This is a genomic window from Halogranum roseipondis (assembly GCF_059695585.1).
Map to the genome: position 1 here is coordinate 816,320 of NZ_CM185235.1, position 14,086 is coordinate 830,405.

15 protein-coding genes are annotated in these 14,086 nt (G+C 68.4%); 5 read left to right on the forward strand and 10 right to left on the reverse strand.

The features are described from left to right. Positions 1 to 30 precede the first annotated feature (30 nt). Both EOHIBHHM_RS04385 and EOHIBHHM_RS04390 read right to left on the reverse strand, forming a co-directional pair. On the reverse strand, positions 31 to 2,082 hold the full coding sequence (locus tag EOHIBHHM_RS04385) for a glycoside hydrolase family 15 protein (RefSeq protein ID WP_497254986.1): 2,052 nt from the start codon (positions 2,080 to 2,082) through the stop codon (positions 31 to 33). 169 nt (positions 2,083 to 2,251) lie between these two features. Continuing rightward, a complete protein-coding gene (locus EOHIBHHM_RS04390; RefSeq protein WP_497254988.1) occupies positions 2,252 to 3,043 on the reverse strand; it encodes an NAD-dependent epimerase/dehydratase family protein in 792 nt (263 codons plus the stop codon). Between the two features lie 327 nt (positions 3,044 to 3,370). On the opposite strand from EOHIBHHM_RS04390, the gene EOHIBHHM_RS04395 reads away from it, so the two are divergent. Together EOHIBHHM_RS04395 and EOHIBHHM_RS04400 are read left to right on the forward strand one after the other, a co-directional pair. Continuing rightward, complete coding sequence (locus EOHIBHHM_RS04395; RefSeq protein WP_497254990.1) at positions 3,371 to 3,931, forward strand: amino acid-binding protein; 561 nt, start codon at positions 3,371 to 3,373, stop codon at positions 3,929 to 3,931. Beyond that, positions 3,928 to 4,875, forward strand: coding sequence for a homoserine dehydrogenase (locus EOHIBHHM_RS04400; protein ID WP_497254992.1), 948 nt, complete (start codon positions 3,928 to 3,930; stop codon positions 4,873 to 4,875). Before EOHIBHHM_RS04395 ends, EOHIBHHM_RS04400 begins: the two co-directional genes overlap by 4 nt. Positions 4,876 to 4,901: 26 nt before the next feature. Here the strand turns inward: EOHIBHHM_RS04400 and EOHIBHHM_RS04405 are convergent, their stop codons facing one another. Beyond that, positions 4,902 to 5,906, reverse strand: a complete 1,005-nt coding sequence (locus EOHIBHHM_RS04405; RefSeq protein ID WP_497254994.1) for a PrsW family intramembrane metalloprotease — start codon at positions 5,904 to 5,906, stop codon at positions 4,902 to 4,904. Positions 5,907 to 6,072: 166 nt separating this feature from the next. Here EOHIBHHM_RS04405 and EOHIBHHM_RS04410 point away from each other — a divergent pair, with 166 nt between their 5' ends. Further along, on the forward strand, positions 6,073 to 6,447 hold the full coding sequence (locus EOHIBHHM_RS04410) for a DUF7532 family protein (RefSeq protein ID WP_497254996.1): 375 nt from the start codon (positions 6,073 to 6,075) through the stop codon (positions 6,445 to 6,447). Then, positions 6,444 to 7,856, forward strand: a complete 1,413-nt coding sequence (locus EOHIBHHM_RS04415; protein ID WP_497254998.1) for a ribonuclease FAU-1 family protein — start codon at positions 6,444 to 6,446, stop codon at positions 7,854 to 7,856. The genes EOHIBHHM_RS04410 and EOHIBHHM_RS04415 overlap by 4 nt, the downstream gene beginning before the upstream one ends. Positions 7,857 to 7,890: 34 nt before the next feature. Here EOHIBHHM_RS04415 and EOHIBHHM_RS04420 read toward each other — a convergent pair whose 3' ends face one another. The 6 genes from EOHIBHHM_RS04420 to EOHIBHHM_RS04445 all read right to left on the reverse strand — a co-directional run bounded on the left by EOHIBHHM_RS04420 (position 7,891) and on the right by EOHIBHHM_RS04445 (position 13,108). Continuing rightward, positions 7,891 to 8,412, reverse strand: coding sequence for a hypothetical protein (locus EOHIBHHM_RS04420; RefSeq protein ID WP_497255000.1), 522 nt, complete (start codon positions 8,410 to 8,412; stop codon positions 7,891 to 7,893). A 49-nt stretch (positions 8,413 to 8,461) separates the two neighbouring features. Beyond that, on the reverse strand, positions 8,462 to 9,088 hold the full coding sequence (locus EOHIBHHM_RS04425; protein WP_497255002.1) for an ABC transporter permease: 627 nt from the start codon (positions 9,086 to 9,088) through the stop codon (positions 8,462 to 8,464). Between the two features lie 207 nt (positions 9,089 to 9,295). Beyond that, positions 9,296 to 9,625, reverse strand: a complete 330-nt coding sequence (locus tag EOHIBHHM_RS04430; RefSeq protein ID WP_497255004.1) for a NifU family protein — start codon at positions 9,623 to 9,625, stop codon at positions 9,296 to 9,298. A 92-nt stretch (positions 9,626 to 9,717) separates the two neighbouring features. After that, positions 9,718 to 11,154: an LVIVD repeat-containing protein gene (locus EOHIBHHM_RS04435; RefSeq protein ID WP_497255006.1), complete on the reverse strand. Its 1,437-nt coding sequence runs from the start codon at positions 11,152 to 11,154 to the stop codon at positions 9,718 to 9,720. Between the two features lie 193 nt (positions 11,155 to 11,347). After that, a complete protein-coding gene (locus EOHIBHHM_RS04440; protein ID WP_497255008.1) occupies positions 11,348 to 12,316 on the reverse strand; it encodes an ROK family protein in 969 nt (322 codons plus the stop codon). Between the two features lie 108 nt (positions 12,317 to 12,424). Continuing rightward, positions 12,425 to 13,108 (reverse strand): TIGR00266 family protein, encoded by a 684-nt coding sequence (locus EOHIBHHM_RS04445; RefSeq protein ID WP_497255010.1) that lies wholly within the window; start codon positions 13,106 to 13,108, stop codon positions 12,425 to 12,427. 87 nt (positions 13,109 to 13,195) lie between these two features. Here EOHIBHHM_RS04445 and EOHIBHHM_RS04450 point away from each other — a divergent pair, with 87 nt between their 5' ends. Continuing rightward, positions 13,196 to 13,594: a hypothetical protein gene (locus tag EOHIBHHM_RS04450; protein WP_497255012.1), complete on the forward strand. Its 399-nt coding sequence runs from the start codon at positions 13,196 to 13,198 to the stop codon at positions 13,592 to 13,594. Between the two features lie 13 nt (positions 13,595 to 13,607). Here the strand turns inward: EOHIBHHM_RS04450 and EOHIBHHM_RS04455 are convergent, their stop codons facing one another. Next, complete coding sequence (locus tag EOHIBHHM_RS04455; RefSeq protein WP_497255014.1) at positions 13,608 to 14,066, reverse strand: universal stress protein; 459 nt, start codon at positions 14,064 to 14,066, stop codon at positions 13,608 to 13,610. Between the last annotated feature and the right edge of the window lie 20 nt (positions 14,067 to 14,086).

Sequence of the window (14,086 nt, forward strand, 5' to 3'; positions counted from 1 at the left end):
ACGCCGATACGACGCGTCGGAGACCGACGGCTACGCGTCGGGTGCGAACCCGTACGGTTCGCCGCGTGCGTGGCTCTCCGTCAGCAGAATGTACATCGCCTGACTCCACTGGAGGTTGCTGTTCCAGCGGACGTCGCCCTCGCCGTCGACCTGTTCGGGGAGGAGCCCCGCCGCCGTCGTCCACTCGGGCGCGTGCTCGAAGACGTAGTCGGCGACGGCGTCGTCGTCGTGTCCGCGCTGCCAGCGGGCGACGTCGGCGTAGGCCTCACAGAGCGGCCACCCGCCGTCCTCGGGTTCGCCCGTCGGCGTGTAGTCGTCCTCGGGGTAGCGGGCGAGACACCGCGCGCCGGGCGACGTCCACGACTCGTCGTCTGCGGCGGCGAGCGTCGAACCCAGCTCGTCGCTGTCGACCGCCGCGACGTTCCACGGCCAGTAGGCCACGAACGCGGCGGCGTCGGGCCGCTCGTTCGGCGAGACGTCGTCGTCGCGCTCGGGGCTGTCGGCGGTGACGTAGTGGTCGCCGAGGTAGGCGTCCGGGTGGAAGCAGTAGTCGTCGAAGTTCCCCGCCCACGTCGCGGCGTGCTCGCGACACTCCTCGGCGAACGCCTCGTCGCCCTTCTCGTCGGCGAGCGCGGCCATCGCCCGCAGGCCAGCGATGCCGGCGGCGACGCCCTCGGTGCTGTACCCCCACACTTCCTCCCACGGGTCTTGATGCTTGCCCGGGAAGCCGTGGCCGTTGTCGTACTCGAGCAGGAACGCCGCGGCCCGCTCGCTCATCTCGTAGTGGGCGTCGACGACGTCGTCGTCGCCGGTCTCCTGCCAGAGCAGCCAGTGGGCGTAGATGGGGCCGCCGATCTGGTCGAGTTGGAGCGCCGTCCAGTGGGCCTCGCCGTCGGTCCGGTAGTTCTGCCACCACGTCCCCTTCCGGTCGATGCCGCGGTCGTCGGTCACGTCGTCGGTGATCTGCGCTCCCTCGAGCCACTCGAGGGCGGCGCTGGCCTCCTCGGTCGCCCCCGCCGCCAACGCGGCCTGAACGAGGATCACCTGGTCGCGCGGCCAGACGTATCGATACCCCTGTTCGTTGGGAGCGAACGCGCCGGCGATCATCGGCCCGCGGGGGTCCTGGGCACACTTCATGCTCGTCAGCGACCGCTCGTACATCCCGGTGACGGTGTCGTCGTCGAGTGGCGAGCCGTCGGTCGACTCGTGCCACGCCTCCCAGGCGTCGGCGAACGCCTCGCGTTCGGCCTCGTAGCCGTTGTCGAGCACCGTCGTCGCGGCCTCGAGGGCCTCTGCTTCGCTCCGCCCGAAGCCGACGGCCGTCAGCCACGTCGCCGACGCGTCGTCGTCGAGGAACAGTCCGACACCGACGTCGACGTGCCCCTCGTTTCCGTCGTTGTCGTCGATCCGGCCGTCGTTCTCCTGGTAGATGTCTGCCCAGGCGCTCTTGTCCGGACCCTCGTCGGTGTCGACGAGGCCGACGCGCCGGCCGTCGAAACCGGTCTGGTCGGTCTCGGGCCGACGCTGTGCCAGGGCGACGTAGCGTTCGTCCTCTGCGTCGTGGGCGACGACGCAATCGTAGCCGTCGGCCGTCGTCACGGCCGCCGCCTCGCCGTCGGCGTCGGCCTCGCTGGAGTGGATCGCCGAGTTGAGGACGGTGTAGGCGGTGTGGCCGTGTGCCTGCTCGAAGGAGACGTCGCTGCGGACGAGCAGGGCGGCCGTCTCCGCGCTGACGAGGACGTCCTGTTCGAGGTCGGCAGTCGAATCGTCTGCGAACTCGAAGGCGTTGTGGATGTGCACCTCGGGGACGCGACTCGACTCGTACGCGACGTCGCTGTCGACGGCGTCGTTGCGCACGTCGAGCGTCTGTTCGAGTTCGGCGTCCCACAGCAGCGTGTGCAGGTCCGTCGCCTGCAGGACGTCCGAGCGGAAGGCAGTCGGTTCCTCGACGAGCGCGCCGTGCCAGTCGGCGTCGGTGCTGGACGGGTACTGGTTGACGGTGGCGAGGACGTGACCGCCGTCGCCGTTCGGTGCACTGACTATCGCGTCTTTGTCGCTGGGAAGATGGTCTTCGGTCAACATGGCTGCGGGAGGGCGAACAGTCGTATCTCAGTACGGGCGTCGTGGATAACCGGGGGCCAATCTCGAGCACTTCGGACGGGCACGACGGCACGTGCCCTCACGGTCTCGTACGCGCGAAGCAACGTTAAACGCGGTGGCCGTTCACGCCGGAGTCGGTCTCGCCGCTCGGTCAGTCGTCGAGCACCCGTGCCGCGTCGTCGCGGGGGTCGTAGCCGAGCGTCCGGCGCGTCTCGGTCAGCGAGAGCGTCCGATCGGCGTTCTCCGAGATGGCGTGCGCCGTCACCGGCGTCTCCGAGAGGTCGGCCGTCGCCGACGTTCGGATCGCGTCCCGGCAGTCGCGCGGACTGAGCCACATCGCCCGCGCGAAGCGGACGGCCTCCTCGTCGTACTCCGAGGAGGGTGGGTCGTCGACCGTCTCGCGGAGCTGTGACTCGGACAGGAGCCAGCCGATGCGGAGGTTCACGACCTCGAGGCCGTGGCGGTGGGCGTAGAACTTCCCCATCGCCTCGCCGGCGACCTTGGTGACGCCGTAGTAGGAGTCCGGTGCGGTGTCGTCGTCCGGGTACGTCGCCGACGCGTCGGCGGTGAGCGTCTCCGGTTCGGTCGGGTCGGCGACTCCCGACGCGTTGACCGCGTGGTTCGAACTGGCGTAGACGACCCGCGAGAGCCCGTTCTCGACGGCCGCGTGGTAGGCGTTGTAGACGCCGTCGACGTTCACCTCGCTCACTTCGTCCCACTCGGCGTACGGCGAGGGGTTGGCGGCGAGGTGGACGAGGACGTCGGCGTCGTCCGGGAGTTTCTCGACGAACGCCTCCCGTTCGGTGACGTCGAGGAGGGTGCTGTCGAGGTCGTCGTGCTCGCTGTGCGTGAACAGGGTGAGGTCGTGGGACGTCTCGGCGAACGCGTCGACGGCGACTTCGCCGACGTTGCCGGCCGCGCCGGTGATTGCGACGTGTGTCATCTCAGCTGTCGGTTCGTCCGGGTGAACTACATACGTGGTGGCCACGTCATCGGGACGGCCCATCCATTCATCTGTCTGACGTGACTGTCTCGAAGTGATGGATACGATACCGGAGTCCCGAGGTGGCTTCCCGAGGAGTTCGTCACGTGATAACAGTCGCGCGACGGCGGAGAGAGTTGCGACCGACGAAGGCTTATACCGAGAGCAACGAGTGGTGTACAACATGCAACGGGGCACGCATCACCCGACCTGCATCGGCACGGAACAACGACACGCTCGATTCCTGCCGACAACAACAGTGGCGACGCGTGCCACGGAGGGTGGCCGATGAGCGACGAGGCGAACGAGGAGGTCGCCGAGACGGACGGCGGCGAACAGCCACACGCTCACACGATCCGACTGGAACTGGTCGACGAACCCGGACAGCTGCTGGCGGCGCTCGCGCCCATCTCCGAGAACGGCGGGAACCTCCTGTCGATCTTCCACGAGCGGGGGAACCTCACGCCGCGCGGCCGCATCCCGGTGGAGGTGGACCTCGAGTGTCCGCCGGAGCGCTTCGAGACCATCGTCGAGGCGCTGCGGGACAACGGCGTCAACGTCATCCAGGCCGGCGCGGAGCGCTACGGCGAGGAGCTGAGCATCCTGCTCGTCGGCCACCTCATCGACACGGACCTCTCGGATACGCTCCGGCGCATCCAGAGCTGTACGGACGCGACCGTGACCGACTTCTCGCTTTCGGCACCCCAGGGGACCGACGACGTCTCCAGCGCCCGACTCCGACTGGCGACGCGCGCCGGCAAGACCGAAGAGGTACTCGCGGCCGTCCGCGACGTGGCCGACGAGAAGGAGTTACACGTCGTCGAACCGCTCACGGAGGTGGCCGCATGAGCCTCCGTATCGCCGTCCTCGGTGCGGGCGCGGTCGGCCGGTCGGTGGTCGAACTCGCCGGCGAGTACGGCCACGTCGTCACGGCCGTCGCCGACTCGTCGAGTGCAGCGGTCGACGCCGACGGCCTCGACCCGGCGACGGTGCTCGACCGCAAGGAACGAGAGGGCGTCGTCGGCGACCTCGACGTCGAGGCGGCGCTCTCCGCCGAGTACGACGTTCTCGTCGAGGCGACGCCGACGACGCTCGGCGACGCCGAACCGGGGTTCTCGCACGTCCGCCACGCGCTCGAGACCGACCGACACGTCGTGCTGGCGAACAAGGGACCCGTCGCCGAACGCTACGACGACCTCCGCGCGCTCGAAGCCGAGAGCGCGGGGACGGTCCAGTTCGAGGCCGCCGTCGGCGGCGCGATCCCCGTGCTCTCGACCGTCGCGGACTTCGGGTCGACGCACATCACCGCCGCACGCGGCGTGCTCAACGGGACGGCCAACTTCATCCTCTCGCGGATGGCCGCCGAGGGACTCGGCTACGAGCACGTGCTCGCGGAGGCACAGGACCTCGGCGTCGCGGAGGCCGACCCCTCCTTCGACGTGGAGGGGACCGACGCCGCGCTGAAGTTCGTCATCCTCGCGAACGTACTCGGCGACGGCGGCTACAGCCTCGCCGACGCAGAGGTGGAGGGAATCCAGAGCATCCCCGGCAGCGCGCTCGACCTCGCGGCCGAAGACGGTCGGACGGTCCGACTCATCGGCGAGGCGACGCCCGACGGCGTCCGGGTCGGGCCGCGGCTCGTCCCCCAGAACGGGACGCTCGCGGTGAGCGGCACGCGCAACATCGTCCAGTTGGAGACGGAGTACGCCGGGAACCTCAACCTCAGCGGCCGCGGTGCCGGCGGGCCGGAGACGGCGACGGCCGTCCTCTCGGACGTCAGCCGACTGGACTGAGCTTCCCCGTCTCGTTTCTCTCCCGACTACTCGAACTCGGTCGTCTCCGAGCGGACAACCCGGTCGACGTCGTGGTCGCTCTCGTGGGCCGCCCGGTAGGCCTTCGTGTAGCGACGGATCTTCCGGAAGAGCAGCAGAGCGAAGAAGCCGTCGTAGACGACGATGTAGACGATGAACGCGACGATCCCCGGCAGCCCTGTTATCGCTGCGATCGCATTCGAGGCGATGCCGACCGTGGAGTTGTAGGTGGCGTGGATGAACGCCGCGATGATGAGCCCCTTGATGACGATCGGTCCGGCGTTCTCGCGGTTGAACTTCGCGAGACCGAGATAGTAGCCCGCGAACGCCGAGTAGATGACGTGTCCCGGACCGGCCAGCGCGCGGACGACCGCGATACCGTCGCCCGCGCCGATGAGTCCGAGTCCGAAGTCGACGTTCTCGCCGAGCTGTTGGGCGATGTAGAGCGAGTTCTCGATGGTCGCGAAGCCGAGCCCGGCCATCGCGCCGTAGACCGCCCCGTCGACGACGGCGTCGAACCGGCTGCTCCGGTAGGCGTAGAGCCGGACGGCGAGCAGTTTCACCGTCTCTTCGATCGGTGCGACGACGAGGAAGAAGAACAGCACCGACCCCACGACGGCGATCGACCGGAACATCGGGCCGAACAGGCTGTTCAACACGGCCGCGAAGTTCGCCGTCAACACGCCGAGCAGGAACGTCGCGACGAGCAACGAGAGCGGTTCGCCCGTGGTGACGTCGCTGTAGTAGACGTACGCCGCGAGTCCGAGCGCGGGGATCGCCGACAGCAACGTGAGTACCCCCGTCTGGAGGTCGGTCAGTGCGGCCAGTCCACCGATACCCAAGAGGATGAGAAACGCCGAGACGACGACGACGAACCGCGCGGACCACGCGAGAAGTCGATACAGCGCGACCGCGAGTCCGTCCAGCGACGTCCGTTCCTCCCACGTCGAGATGTCGTAGAGGTCGACCGAGCCGTCGGTCTCTTCCTCGACTGCGTCCCGTCTCTCTGCCATGACAGCCACTACACACGGGAGGGGAATAACTGACGGGGCCCCGAGGCGGCGACCTCGCCGGAGAGACCGGCCGAGGGCGGCGAGTCGCCGCTGCGACGACCACCCGCAGGTCGAGCGTCCGCGGCAGACGAGGTAGGCTGAAAACCCCGGCACTCGAAGGGAGCGTATGCACTTCGACCAACGCACGCAGCAGGCGCTGCGAGAGGTCGGTCTCGGCCGCGAGGAGCTCCGAAAGGCGTCGAAGCTCGTCACCGAGGCCGTCCAGCGCGACGCCGAGCAGTTGACGGCGTTCTTCGAGGACGGCGGAACGTTCTACTCGGACATGGAGATGGCACACAGCGCGACCGACGTTCAGGAACACGAGGTCGAGTACCTCGATCTGTTCACCCACGGCGCGGAGCTGCGGGGGTACCTCCGGTTCGACTCCTGGGGCGTCCCGGTCGAGGACGGCCGCGTGCTGAGCGACGAGAAAGTCGAACTCCGACTGGGACCGACCGTCGACGCCCGCGTGCGGTTCGCCCGCGACAGAGACGCCCTATGAGCGTCCGGGTCCGCGTCCGCGGCATCTACACCACGTCGCTGACCCACCTCCTGTTGGAGGCGGGCCACGACGTCGTTCAAGCGTCCGACCCCATCCGCGAGCGGTTCGACGCCCGCCTCCCCGACGAGGACCACGACGTCGAACTCGCGACGACCGACGACCGACAGGGCGTCGGCGTCGAGGGCGACCCGGCGGCGGTCGAGACGATGCGTTCACTCCTCCACGACGTCGGCGTCGACACGCTCGTCTGGCAGGAACCCGCGCCGACGGGAGCCGTCTTCGACGGCGTCGTTCGCGAGACGCTCGGCAGCGGCGCGGTCGTCGACCTCGGCGACGGCGGCGAGGGGTTTCTCCCGTTCCGCAACGCGACGAACCACATCGGCGACGACGACGCCGTTCGCGTGCAGGTGACGGAGGCTGCGCCGCCGTGGGACGACGACCGGCCGCTCCTCGACACCGAACTGAGGGCGTTCGCCGGCCTCGCGACGCTGGTCCCCGGACAGGAGGGGACGCGCGTCGACACCCGCGACGACGCCGCCGGGCGCGAACTCGCCGGGATGACCGACCTCCTCGGCGCGAAGGTTCCGGAGGGGTGGGGCGTCCGGTGGTCCCACTCGGCCACCGACGCGAGTATGGACGCGCTGGACGGCGCGCTCGAACGGGCCGCAGCACGGGCGGCGACACTCGACGAGGTGCTCGGAGCCGACGTCGGCGACCCGGGCCGACTGGTCGCACCCACCGAGACGGCCTGGTGTTGGTTCGGCCGCGAGTCGCGGTTCGCGCTCGACGAACACCGCCGGGCGGTGACGGCGACGATGCCCGGCCACCACCGCATCAAGGCGTCCCACGAGTCGGCCAGCGCCGGCGTCGACTTCGCGGAGGCGCTGTGCGAGATGGACGGGGACGCCGCGTTCCCGTTCGGCGTCGTCACCCGGCAGTTCGGCCCCGTCGAAGGCGACACGGTCCGTATCGGACACGGGAAACCCGACGGGCGACTCATCCTGCTCGGCAGCGGCGAAGTCGTCGACTACGACGGCGCGGAGGGGACGCTGTCGGTCGAACGACAGATGTCGCCCGGCGGGAGCTACGACGCGCTCGGCGTCCCCCGCGAGTCCGGCGACACCGCCCTGACGAAGTTCCGCGAGGGCCGCTGGTGGTATCCGACGGTCTACCGCGACGCCGAGGGCGAGCGGAAGGGGACCTACGTCAACGTCTGTACGCCCGTCGAGTGCTTCCCGGAGACGATCCGGTACGTCGACCTCCACGTCGACGTGGTGAAACACGCCGACGGCCGAGTCGAGCGGGTCGACGACGACGAACTCGACGAGGCGGTCGAAGCGGGAGAGTTGTCCGAGGAACTGGCCGAGAAGGCTCGGAACGTCGCCACCGCGTTGGAGCGGGCGCTCTGAGCGGGCGCATCGACGCTGGGGGTCGTCGCCTCCGTCAGTTCGCGAGCGACCCGCAGTGAGTGGCCGTCGAGAGCGAACCGCCGTCGGCGATACGGATCGTCAGCTCCGCGAACTCGCTCCCCCCGCAGGTCGCCGCCCCCCACGACCGGGTCGGGTCGGCACCGTCGGGTTGCGTGACGAGGTAGATCACCGTCGCGTTCTGCGGCGTGTCCGCGAGTTCGTCGCCGATACCGGTCCCCGGTTCGAGGACGTAGCGCTCGGTCGTGACGCCCGGTCCGCTCGCGGTGAACCCCGTGGCGTTGCCGAGCACGGCCGACGGGACGGCGTCGAGACCACGGACGTCGCGGTAGGTCCGCGTCTCGCCGTCGACGCCGGTGATGCGGAGGGTGTCGACGGTGGTGGGGACGACGGCGACGGTCACCTCGTACCGTTGGGCGTCGGCGTTGTCGAGCGAGAGTCGGACGTCCGACGTCGGTGGTTCGTCCGTGGTGGGCGCGGTGCAGCCGGTGAGGACGAGAAGCGAGACGCAGCAGAGGACGACCAGTAGGTGACGCATGATTCGAGAGAGATACTCCGTTCGAGGAGAAAAACGTGTGGCCGAGACGCTACGTCCGGACGTCGAACACGTCTCTGAGCGCGTCGCCGAGCACGACCATCGAGACGACGGTAAGACAGAGTGTAGCGACGGGAACCGTCGAGATCCACCAGGCGTCGGGGAACGACCGAAGCCCGTTGACGATTGTCTCTCCCCACGAGGCTCGGTTGCCGCCGTTCAGCTCCATGAACGAGATGGCCGCCTCCGTCAGGACGAACACGGGGAGCTGCTGAGAGAGCGCCGTAACGACGGTGCCCGAGACAGCCGGGAGGAGATGACGGCGCAGGACGCCCCATCGACTGGCACCGAACCCTTCGGCGGCCTCGACGAACGGTTCGTCCCGACGTTTCCGGACCTCGCTTCGGACGACGCGGGCGACACCACCCCAGTTCAGTAGCCCGAAGACGACGACGAAGAGGAACAGTCCGCGGCCGTAGAGAAACGAGAGGATGAAGAACACGAGAAGCGCCGGGACGGTCTGTTGGACGTCGACGTAGCGCATCAGCGTCGAGTCGACGCGGCCACCGAACGACCCAGCGACGGTTCCGACGGTGACGGCGACGGGGACGATGATGGCCGCCGCGACCAGCGACACCTGCAGTGCAACCTGCATCCCGGCGACGGTCGTGAGAAGCACGTCGCGGCCGAGTTTGTCGGTACCGAGCGGGTGAGCGAACGTCCCCGAACAGCTCTCGACCGGACCGGAGAGACACTCGTCGCCGAGCGTCGTCGCGTCGACGGTCGTGAACAGCGGCGGCTGATACTTTCTTCATCAGCGAAAGACGCTTCGCGTCTCTCTGGCCTTCGTGATTTCACCGCGAAGACGACGTTTTTCTGCGTCGGGTTAGAAGTGCTCGGCGGACTCGTTGGAGAACTGGAGGTCGCCGCCGCGGCCACCTTCGACGGTGCTCCCGCTCTGGGTGTCGCCGGTGCTCGGCACGCGGACGGTGACGTCTTCGACCTCCTCGAAGTCGAGGATGAGGTCGCGTTTGATGTTCTGGGCGGTGATGTTGCTGATGCCACAGCCGGAGCAGGTGCCGCCGAGTTCGACGGTGACCTCGCCGGTCTCGGGGTTCGCCTCGCGTACGACGCTCGTCCCGCCGTGCATCTGGATGATCGGCATCTGCCCGACCATCCAGCTTTCGATGCGCTCCTGGAGGCTCTCGTCGGTCATTGTTCTCCCCTTCGGACTGCAGCTATGGGTATGTTGTGGTTTCCACAAGGAGACGAGAACCGTGAGAGATCCAGAATCGTGAGGGATGCGAGTCAGTCCCGACGGCGGGCCGCAAGTCGCCAGCCGGCGACGCCGAGTGCGGCGAGACCGGTACCGACGCCGAATCCGGGGGCGTCGACCTCGCTCGTCTCGGTCGCTGACGCTCCGGTCGGCGTCGGCGACGCGGTGATGACGCTCGACCCGTCCGAGCCGTCGGACGCCGTCTCGTTGCCGAGCGGCGGCGGGTTCCGCTGGTCGCCCGCGTGGTCGGGGAAGACGTAGAGTTCGGCCCCCTCGTTGCGGGGGACGCCCATGTCGCTGGCGACGAACGTCTCGCCGGGGACGGCGAGCCGGGCGGTCCAGAAACTCGCCGACGAAGGGTCACGCCACCAAGTCAGCTGCTCGGGGTTCGACGGGTCCGAGACGTCGTGTCGCTTGACGCCGCCCCGATACCACGAGGAGTAGAGTCGGCCGTCGCGGAACTGGAAGTTGTGGGCGGTGGTCCAGACGCCACCCCGCGTCGGGTCGTCCGTCGTCGGCGGCTCGACGGTCGCCAGTCGCTCCGGCGCGGTCGGATCGGCGACGTCCCAGAGGTCGATGCCGCCGGGCCCGCCGACGAGTTCGCCGTCGTCGGTCCGCCGTGCCCACGTCTCGCGGCCGACGCCCAGGAGGGTCGCGTCCTCGTCGACGGCGACGTAGTGGTGGTTCCCCGGCGGGGTCGTCCCCTGTCGCTGCACCTCGCGCTCCGAGAGGTCGACCAGCTCCGACCGCGGGACGCCGCCGAAGTGCGCGACGTGCGTCGGCGCGGTCGGATCGCTTACGTCGACGAGCCACGTGCCGGCGTCCCACTGGGCGAGGTAGGCGACGCCGTCTTGCACCCACACGTCGTGCGTCGATCGGAGCCACGCCGGCACGTCGCGCCACGCTTCGTCGTACCCGAGGAGCGACCAGCGGGCGACCTCTTCCGGTTCGTTGCCCGCGACGTCGACGACGACGAGGGGGTTCTCGCCGCCGTCGTTGGCGGTCAGATACGCGTGGTCGCCGTCGAGAAAGCAGTTGTGGATTGGGTAGTCCGTCTCGAAGAACCCGACCGTCTCGGGGGTCGTCGGATCGCTCACGTCCGCGACGAGCATCCCCGCGAGCGCGCCGGGAAGCGGGTTGGCGGGACCGACGACGAGCAGTCGGTCGCCGTCGACTTTGACGTCGTAGATCATGCGCAGCGGACCGCCGTCGCGCTCCGAGAGGAGACCTCGGCGCTCGGCGACGACCTTCGGGCGGTCGGCCACGGAGACGTCGACGACGGCGTACCCGTCGGTCGCGGCGACGAAGACGTACCGACCGTCCGGGCCGACGACGGCCTCCTTCGCGCCGTCGACCGCGACGCTTCCGTAGGGTCGGTAGGAACCGGGGTGGGCGGCGGTGTGACTACTGCCGAGAACTGCCAGCCCCAGTCCGGCAAGTCCAGTACGCAGCACGTCACGTCGTCGCATATCACGAGGCAAGTGTCGGGCAGTGATAAGCGACGTGGCTTGCGGTGCCGTCGTCGACACCGACACGAGAACGGCCGAGGCGTGGCGGGAAACCAGCGTGATCCCGCTCTGCGAGAGACCACCGCTTCGTCGTGCCTACAGCCGCGACCGGTCGCCCGTTCCATCTGCGGAAAAACGACCGAGCTATCGCGCCCTACAGCCGCGATCGGTCGCCCGTTCCTCCGGTCAGTGCGCTCGCGACGGCACCCTTCAGCACGACCTCGTCGCCGAGCGTCGTCAGTTGGATGTCGGGGACGTTGATGAACACCATGTCGTCGATCTTCTCCTTGATCGGTTCGAGGATGAGTTCGGGGTTGTTGGTGGCGACCGCACCGCCGATGAAGATGACGAGCGGCGCGTACGCCTGGATGACGTTGGCGACGCCCATCGTGTTCCAGTGGTTCACTTGGTCGATGACGTAGTCGGCGAAGTCGTCCTCGCCGGCGTGTTCGAAGACGTCGATGGCGTCGAAGTCTGGGTCCTCGATGGGGAGGTCGGTGTCGACGGTGTCCTCGTGGTAGATGTACTCGGCGTACTGGGGGATATTGTTCCCGGAACAGTACGCCTCCCAGTGGCCGTCGCGGCCACAGCCACAGCGCATCTCGCCGTTCGGGTCGACCGTCATGTGGCCGACCTCGCCGGCGTTGCCGTCCCACCCCGAGAGGACGTTGCCGTCGACGCAGACGCCGGCACCAATACCGGAGGAGATCGTGATGTAGACCATGTCGTCGGGGTTGCGGTCGCTGTAGAAGCGCTCGCCGATGACGCCGGCGGCGGTGTCGTTGTGGAGATAGATGCGGTCGGTGTCGAGGAGTTTCGAGAGCGGACCGGTCAGCGGGATGCGGTCGATGGTGTCGGGGAGGTTCGCGGGGTTCTCGACGACGCCCTCCGCGAGATCGAGCGGTCCGATCGAACCGATACCGGCGGCGACAGCCTGCTCGGGGTCGACGCCCGCTTCCTCGAACGCACCGCGGGTGACTGCCAGCACGGCCTCGGTGACCGCGATACCGGTCGGGCCGCGCGGCGTCCCGCGCTTGCTGACTCCAAGGATCTCTGCGTTCTCGTCGGCGACGGCCGCCCGGACGTTCGTCGCCCCCAGGTCGACGCCCACGTAGTAGGCCATTGTCTATGTAGGCACGTCCCCGGCACTTAACTACACGCGTTCTAAATTCTTTGTGCGACTGTCTAACCCGGAAATCGGCCGGGAGAAGCGTGCTACCGTCCCCCTAACTCACTGCCCGTTGGACGTGTTCGACGGTAGTTTCGGCACGAGCCACGCGAGGAAGGCGTCCTGACTGCGCGACTGGAGCCACACGGTTCCGGGGCCGGTGAACTCACAGACGAGTCCCTCGCCGCTGAACAGCGTCGACTTCAGCCCCCCGACGCGCCGGACGTCGAACGTCGTCGACTGCTCGAAGGCGACGATGTGGCCGGTGTCGACCACGTACTGCTCTCCTGCGGCGAGTTCGACCTCGTGGATCGCCCCGTAGCTAGAGAGGAACGTCGGCCCGGTGCCCGTCAGCCGCAGCAAGAAGAGGCCCTCGCCGCCGAAGAAGGTGCGACCGCCGCCGAACTCCGTGTCGAGTGCGACGGCGTCGTCAGCGGCGAGGAACGACCCCGACTGGACGAGCAGCGTCTCGTCGTCGATATCGTGACGGACGACGTCGCCCGGGAGCGGCGGCGCGAGCGTGATGTGGCCCGCCTCGCGGGCAGTGTAGGTGTTCTGGAAGAAGCTCTCGCCGCCGAGGACGCTCCGTTTCAGCGACCCCAGGATGCCACCGTCGGCGTTGGTCTCGACATCGAGACCCGGCGTGTGGCTCACCATCGACCCCGCCTCGGTGCGGAGGCGCTCCTCGGCGTCGAGGTGGATCGTCAGGAGGGCGAAGGAGGGACGGTAGTCGATCTCGTGTTCCATACCCTGGGGTCACACGAACGGCATATAACTGCTCGCTCGAACCGAACGACGAGAAGGGCTATGGAGTGCCGTGTCCAACGTTGACATATGTCGGACACCAGCACGTCGACCGACCTGACGGCCGAAGAACAGACCGCGATGCACGAGGTCGAGGTCGGCCTCGAGTGGATGCTCCGGGCGCAGGGCCATCTGCTCGCGTTCCACCACGCCATCGGACACGGGATGGACCACCTCGACGTCGCCGAGACAGAGCTCCGAGCGGCCGAGTACACGACACTCGCGGATCACATCCGCGACGACCTCCTCCCGCGCGGTGTGACGGCGGACGACCGCTGGTCCTACAGCGTCGTCGAGGAGTTCCAAGGGTCGTTTCTGGCGCCGCTCACCGAGTTCGAGCGCGTCGCTCGCGACAGCGTCACCGACGGGGACCGACACGTCGCAGAGCGAGCACAGGAGAGAGCGTGGCGCGAACGCGCCCGTCGGTAGCGACGTCGCTACGCTACTTCGTGTCGGCGCGGACGAACGTGACGGGACACGGCGCCGAGAGCATGACCTCTTGGGCGACGCTGCCGAAGACGGCCTTCCCGGTCGGCGAACGCTTGCGACCGCCGACGACGACGCGGTCGGCGTCGACCGCCTCGGCGAGGTCGACGATGGCCTTCCCGTGGTCACCGACGGCACCGCGGACCTCGTAGTCGACGCCGGCGTCGTCGAGCCGTTTCGTCAGTTCGCGGATGGTCGCGTGGCGGGCAGCGACGTCGTCCGGCGAGACCTCGTCGGCCGTCGTGTCGAACTCCAGTTTGTCGAGTGCGTCGTCGTACTCGGACCTGGTGAAGACGTGGCCGAGGACGACCGTCGAACCGGCGGGGCCGGCGACGTCGATCGTCTCTTCGGCGAGTCGGTCGATGCGGTCGCTGTCGCTCGGACCGATGGCGAGCAGAATCGTGTCGAGTGACATACGACCCGATTGACGCCTCT

Coding starts and splice junctions, on each gene's coding strand:
- EOHIBHHM_RS04385 (WP_497254986.1), bottom strand. CDS start 2,082: ATGTTGACCGAAGACCATCTTCCCAGCGACAAAGACGCGATAGTCAGT.
- EOHIBHHM_RS04390 (WP_497254988.1), bottom strand. CDS start 3,043: ATGACACACGTCGCAATCACCGGCGCGGCCGGCAACGTCGGCGAAGTC.
- EOHIBHHM_RS04395 (WP_497254990.1), top strand. CDS start 3,371: ATGAGCGACGAGGCGAACGAGGAGGTCGCCGAGACGGACGGCGGCGAA.
- EOHIBHHM_RS04400 (WP_497254992.1), top strand. CDS start 3,928: ATGAGCCTCCGTATCGCCGTCCTCGGTGCGGGCGCGGTCGGCCGGTCG.
- EOHIBHHM_RS04405 (WP_497254994.1), bottom strand. CDS start 5,906: ATGGCAGAGAGACGGGACGCAGTCGAGGAAGAGACCGACGGCTCGGTC.
- EOHIBHHM_RS04410 (WP_497254996.1), top strand. CDS start 6,073: ATGCACTTCGACCAACGCACGCAGCAGGCGCTGCGAGAGGTCGGTCTC.
- EOHIBHHM_RS04415 (WP_497254998.1), top strand. CDS start 6,444: ATGAGCGTCCGGGTCCGCGTCCGCGGCATCTACACCACGTCGCTGACC.
- EOHIBHHM_RS04420 (WP_497255000.1), bottom strand. CDS start 8,412: ATGCGTCACCTACTGGTCGTCCTCTGCTGCGTCTCGCTTCTCGTCCTC.
- EOHIBHHM_RS04430 (WP_497255004.1), bottom strand. CDS start 9,625: ATGACCGACGAGAGCCTCCAGGAGCGCATCGAAAGCTGGATGGTCGGG.
- EOHIBHHM_RS04435 (WP_497255006.1), bottom strand. CDS start 11,154: ATGCGACGACGTGACGTGCTGCGTACTGGACTTGCCGGACTGGGGCTG.
- EOHIBHHM_RS04440 (WP_497255008.1), bottom strand. CDS start 12,316: ATGGCCTACTACGTGGGCGTCGACCTGGGGGCGACGAACGTCCGGGCG.
- EOHIBHHM_RS04445 (WP_497255010.1), bottom strand. CDS start 13,108: ATGGAACACGAGATCGACTACCGTCCCTCCTTCGCCCTCCTGACGATC.
- EOHIBHHM_RS04450 (WP_497255012.1), top strand. CDS start 13,196: ATGTCGGACACCAGCACGTCGACCGACCTGACGGCCGAAGAACAGACC.
- EOHIBHHM_RS04455 (WP_497255014.1), bottom strand. CDS start 14,066: ATGTCACTCGACACGATTCTGCTCGCCATCGGTCCGAGCGACAGCGAC.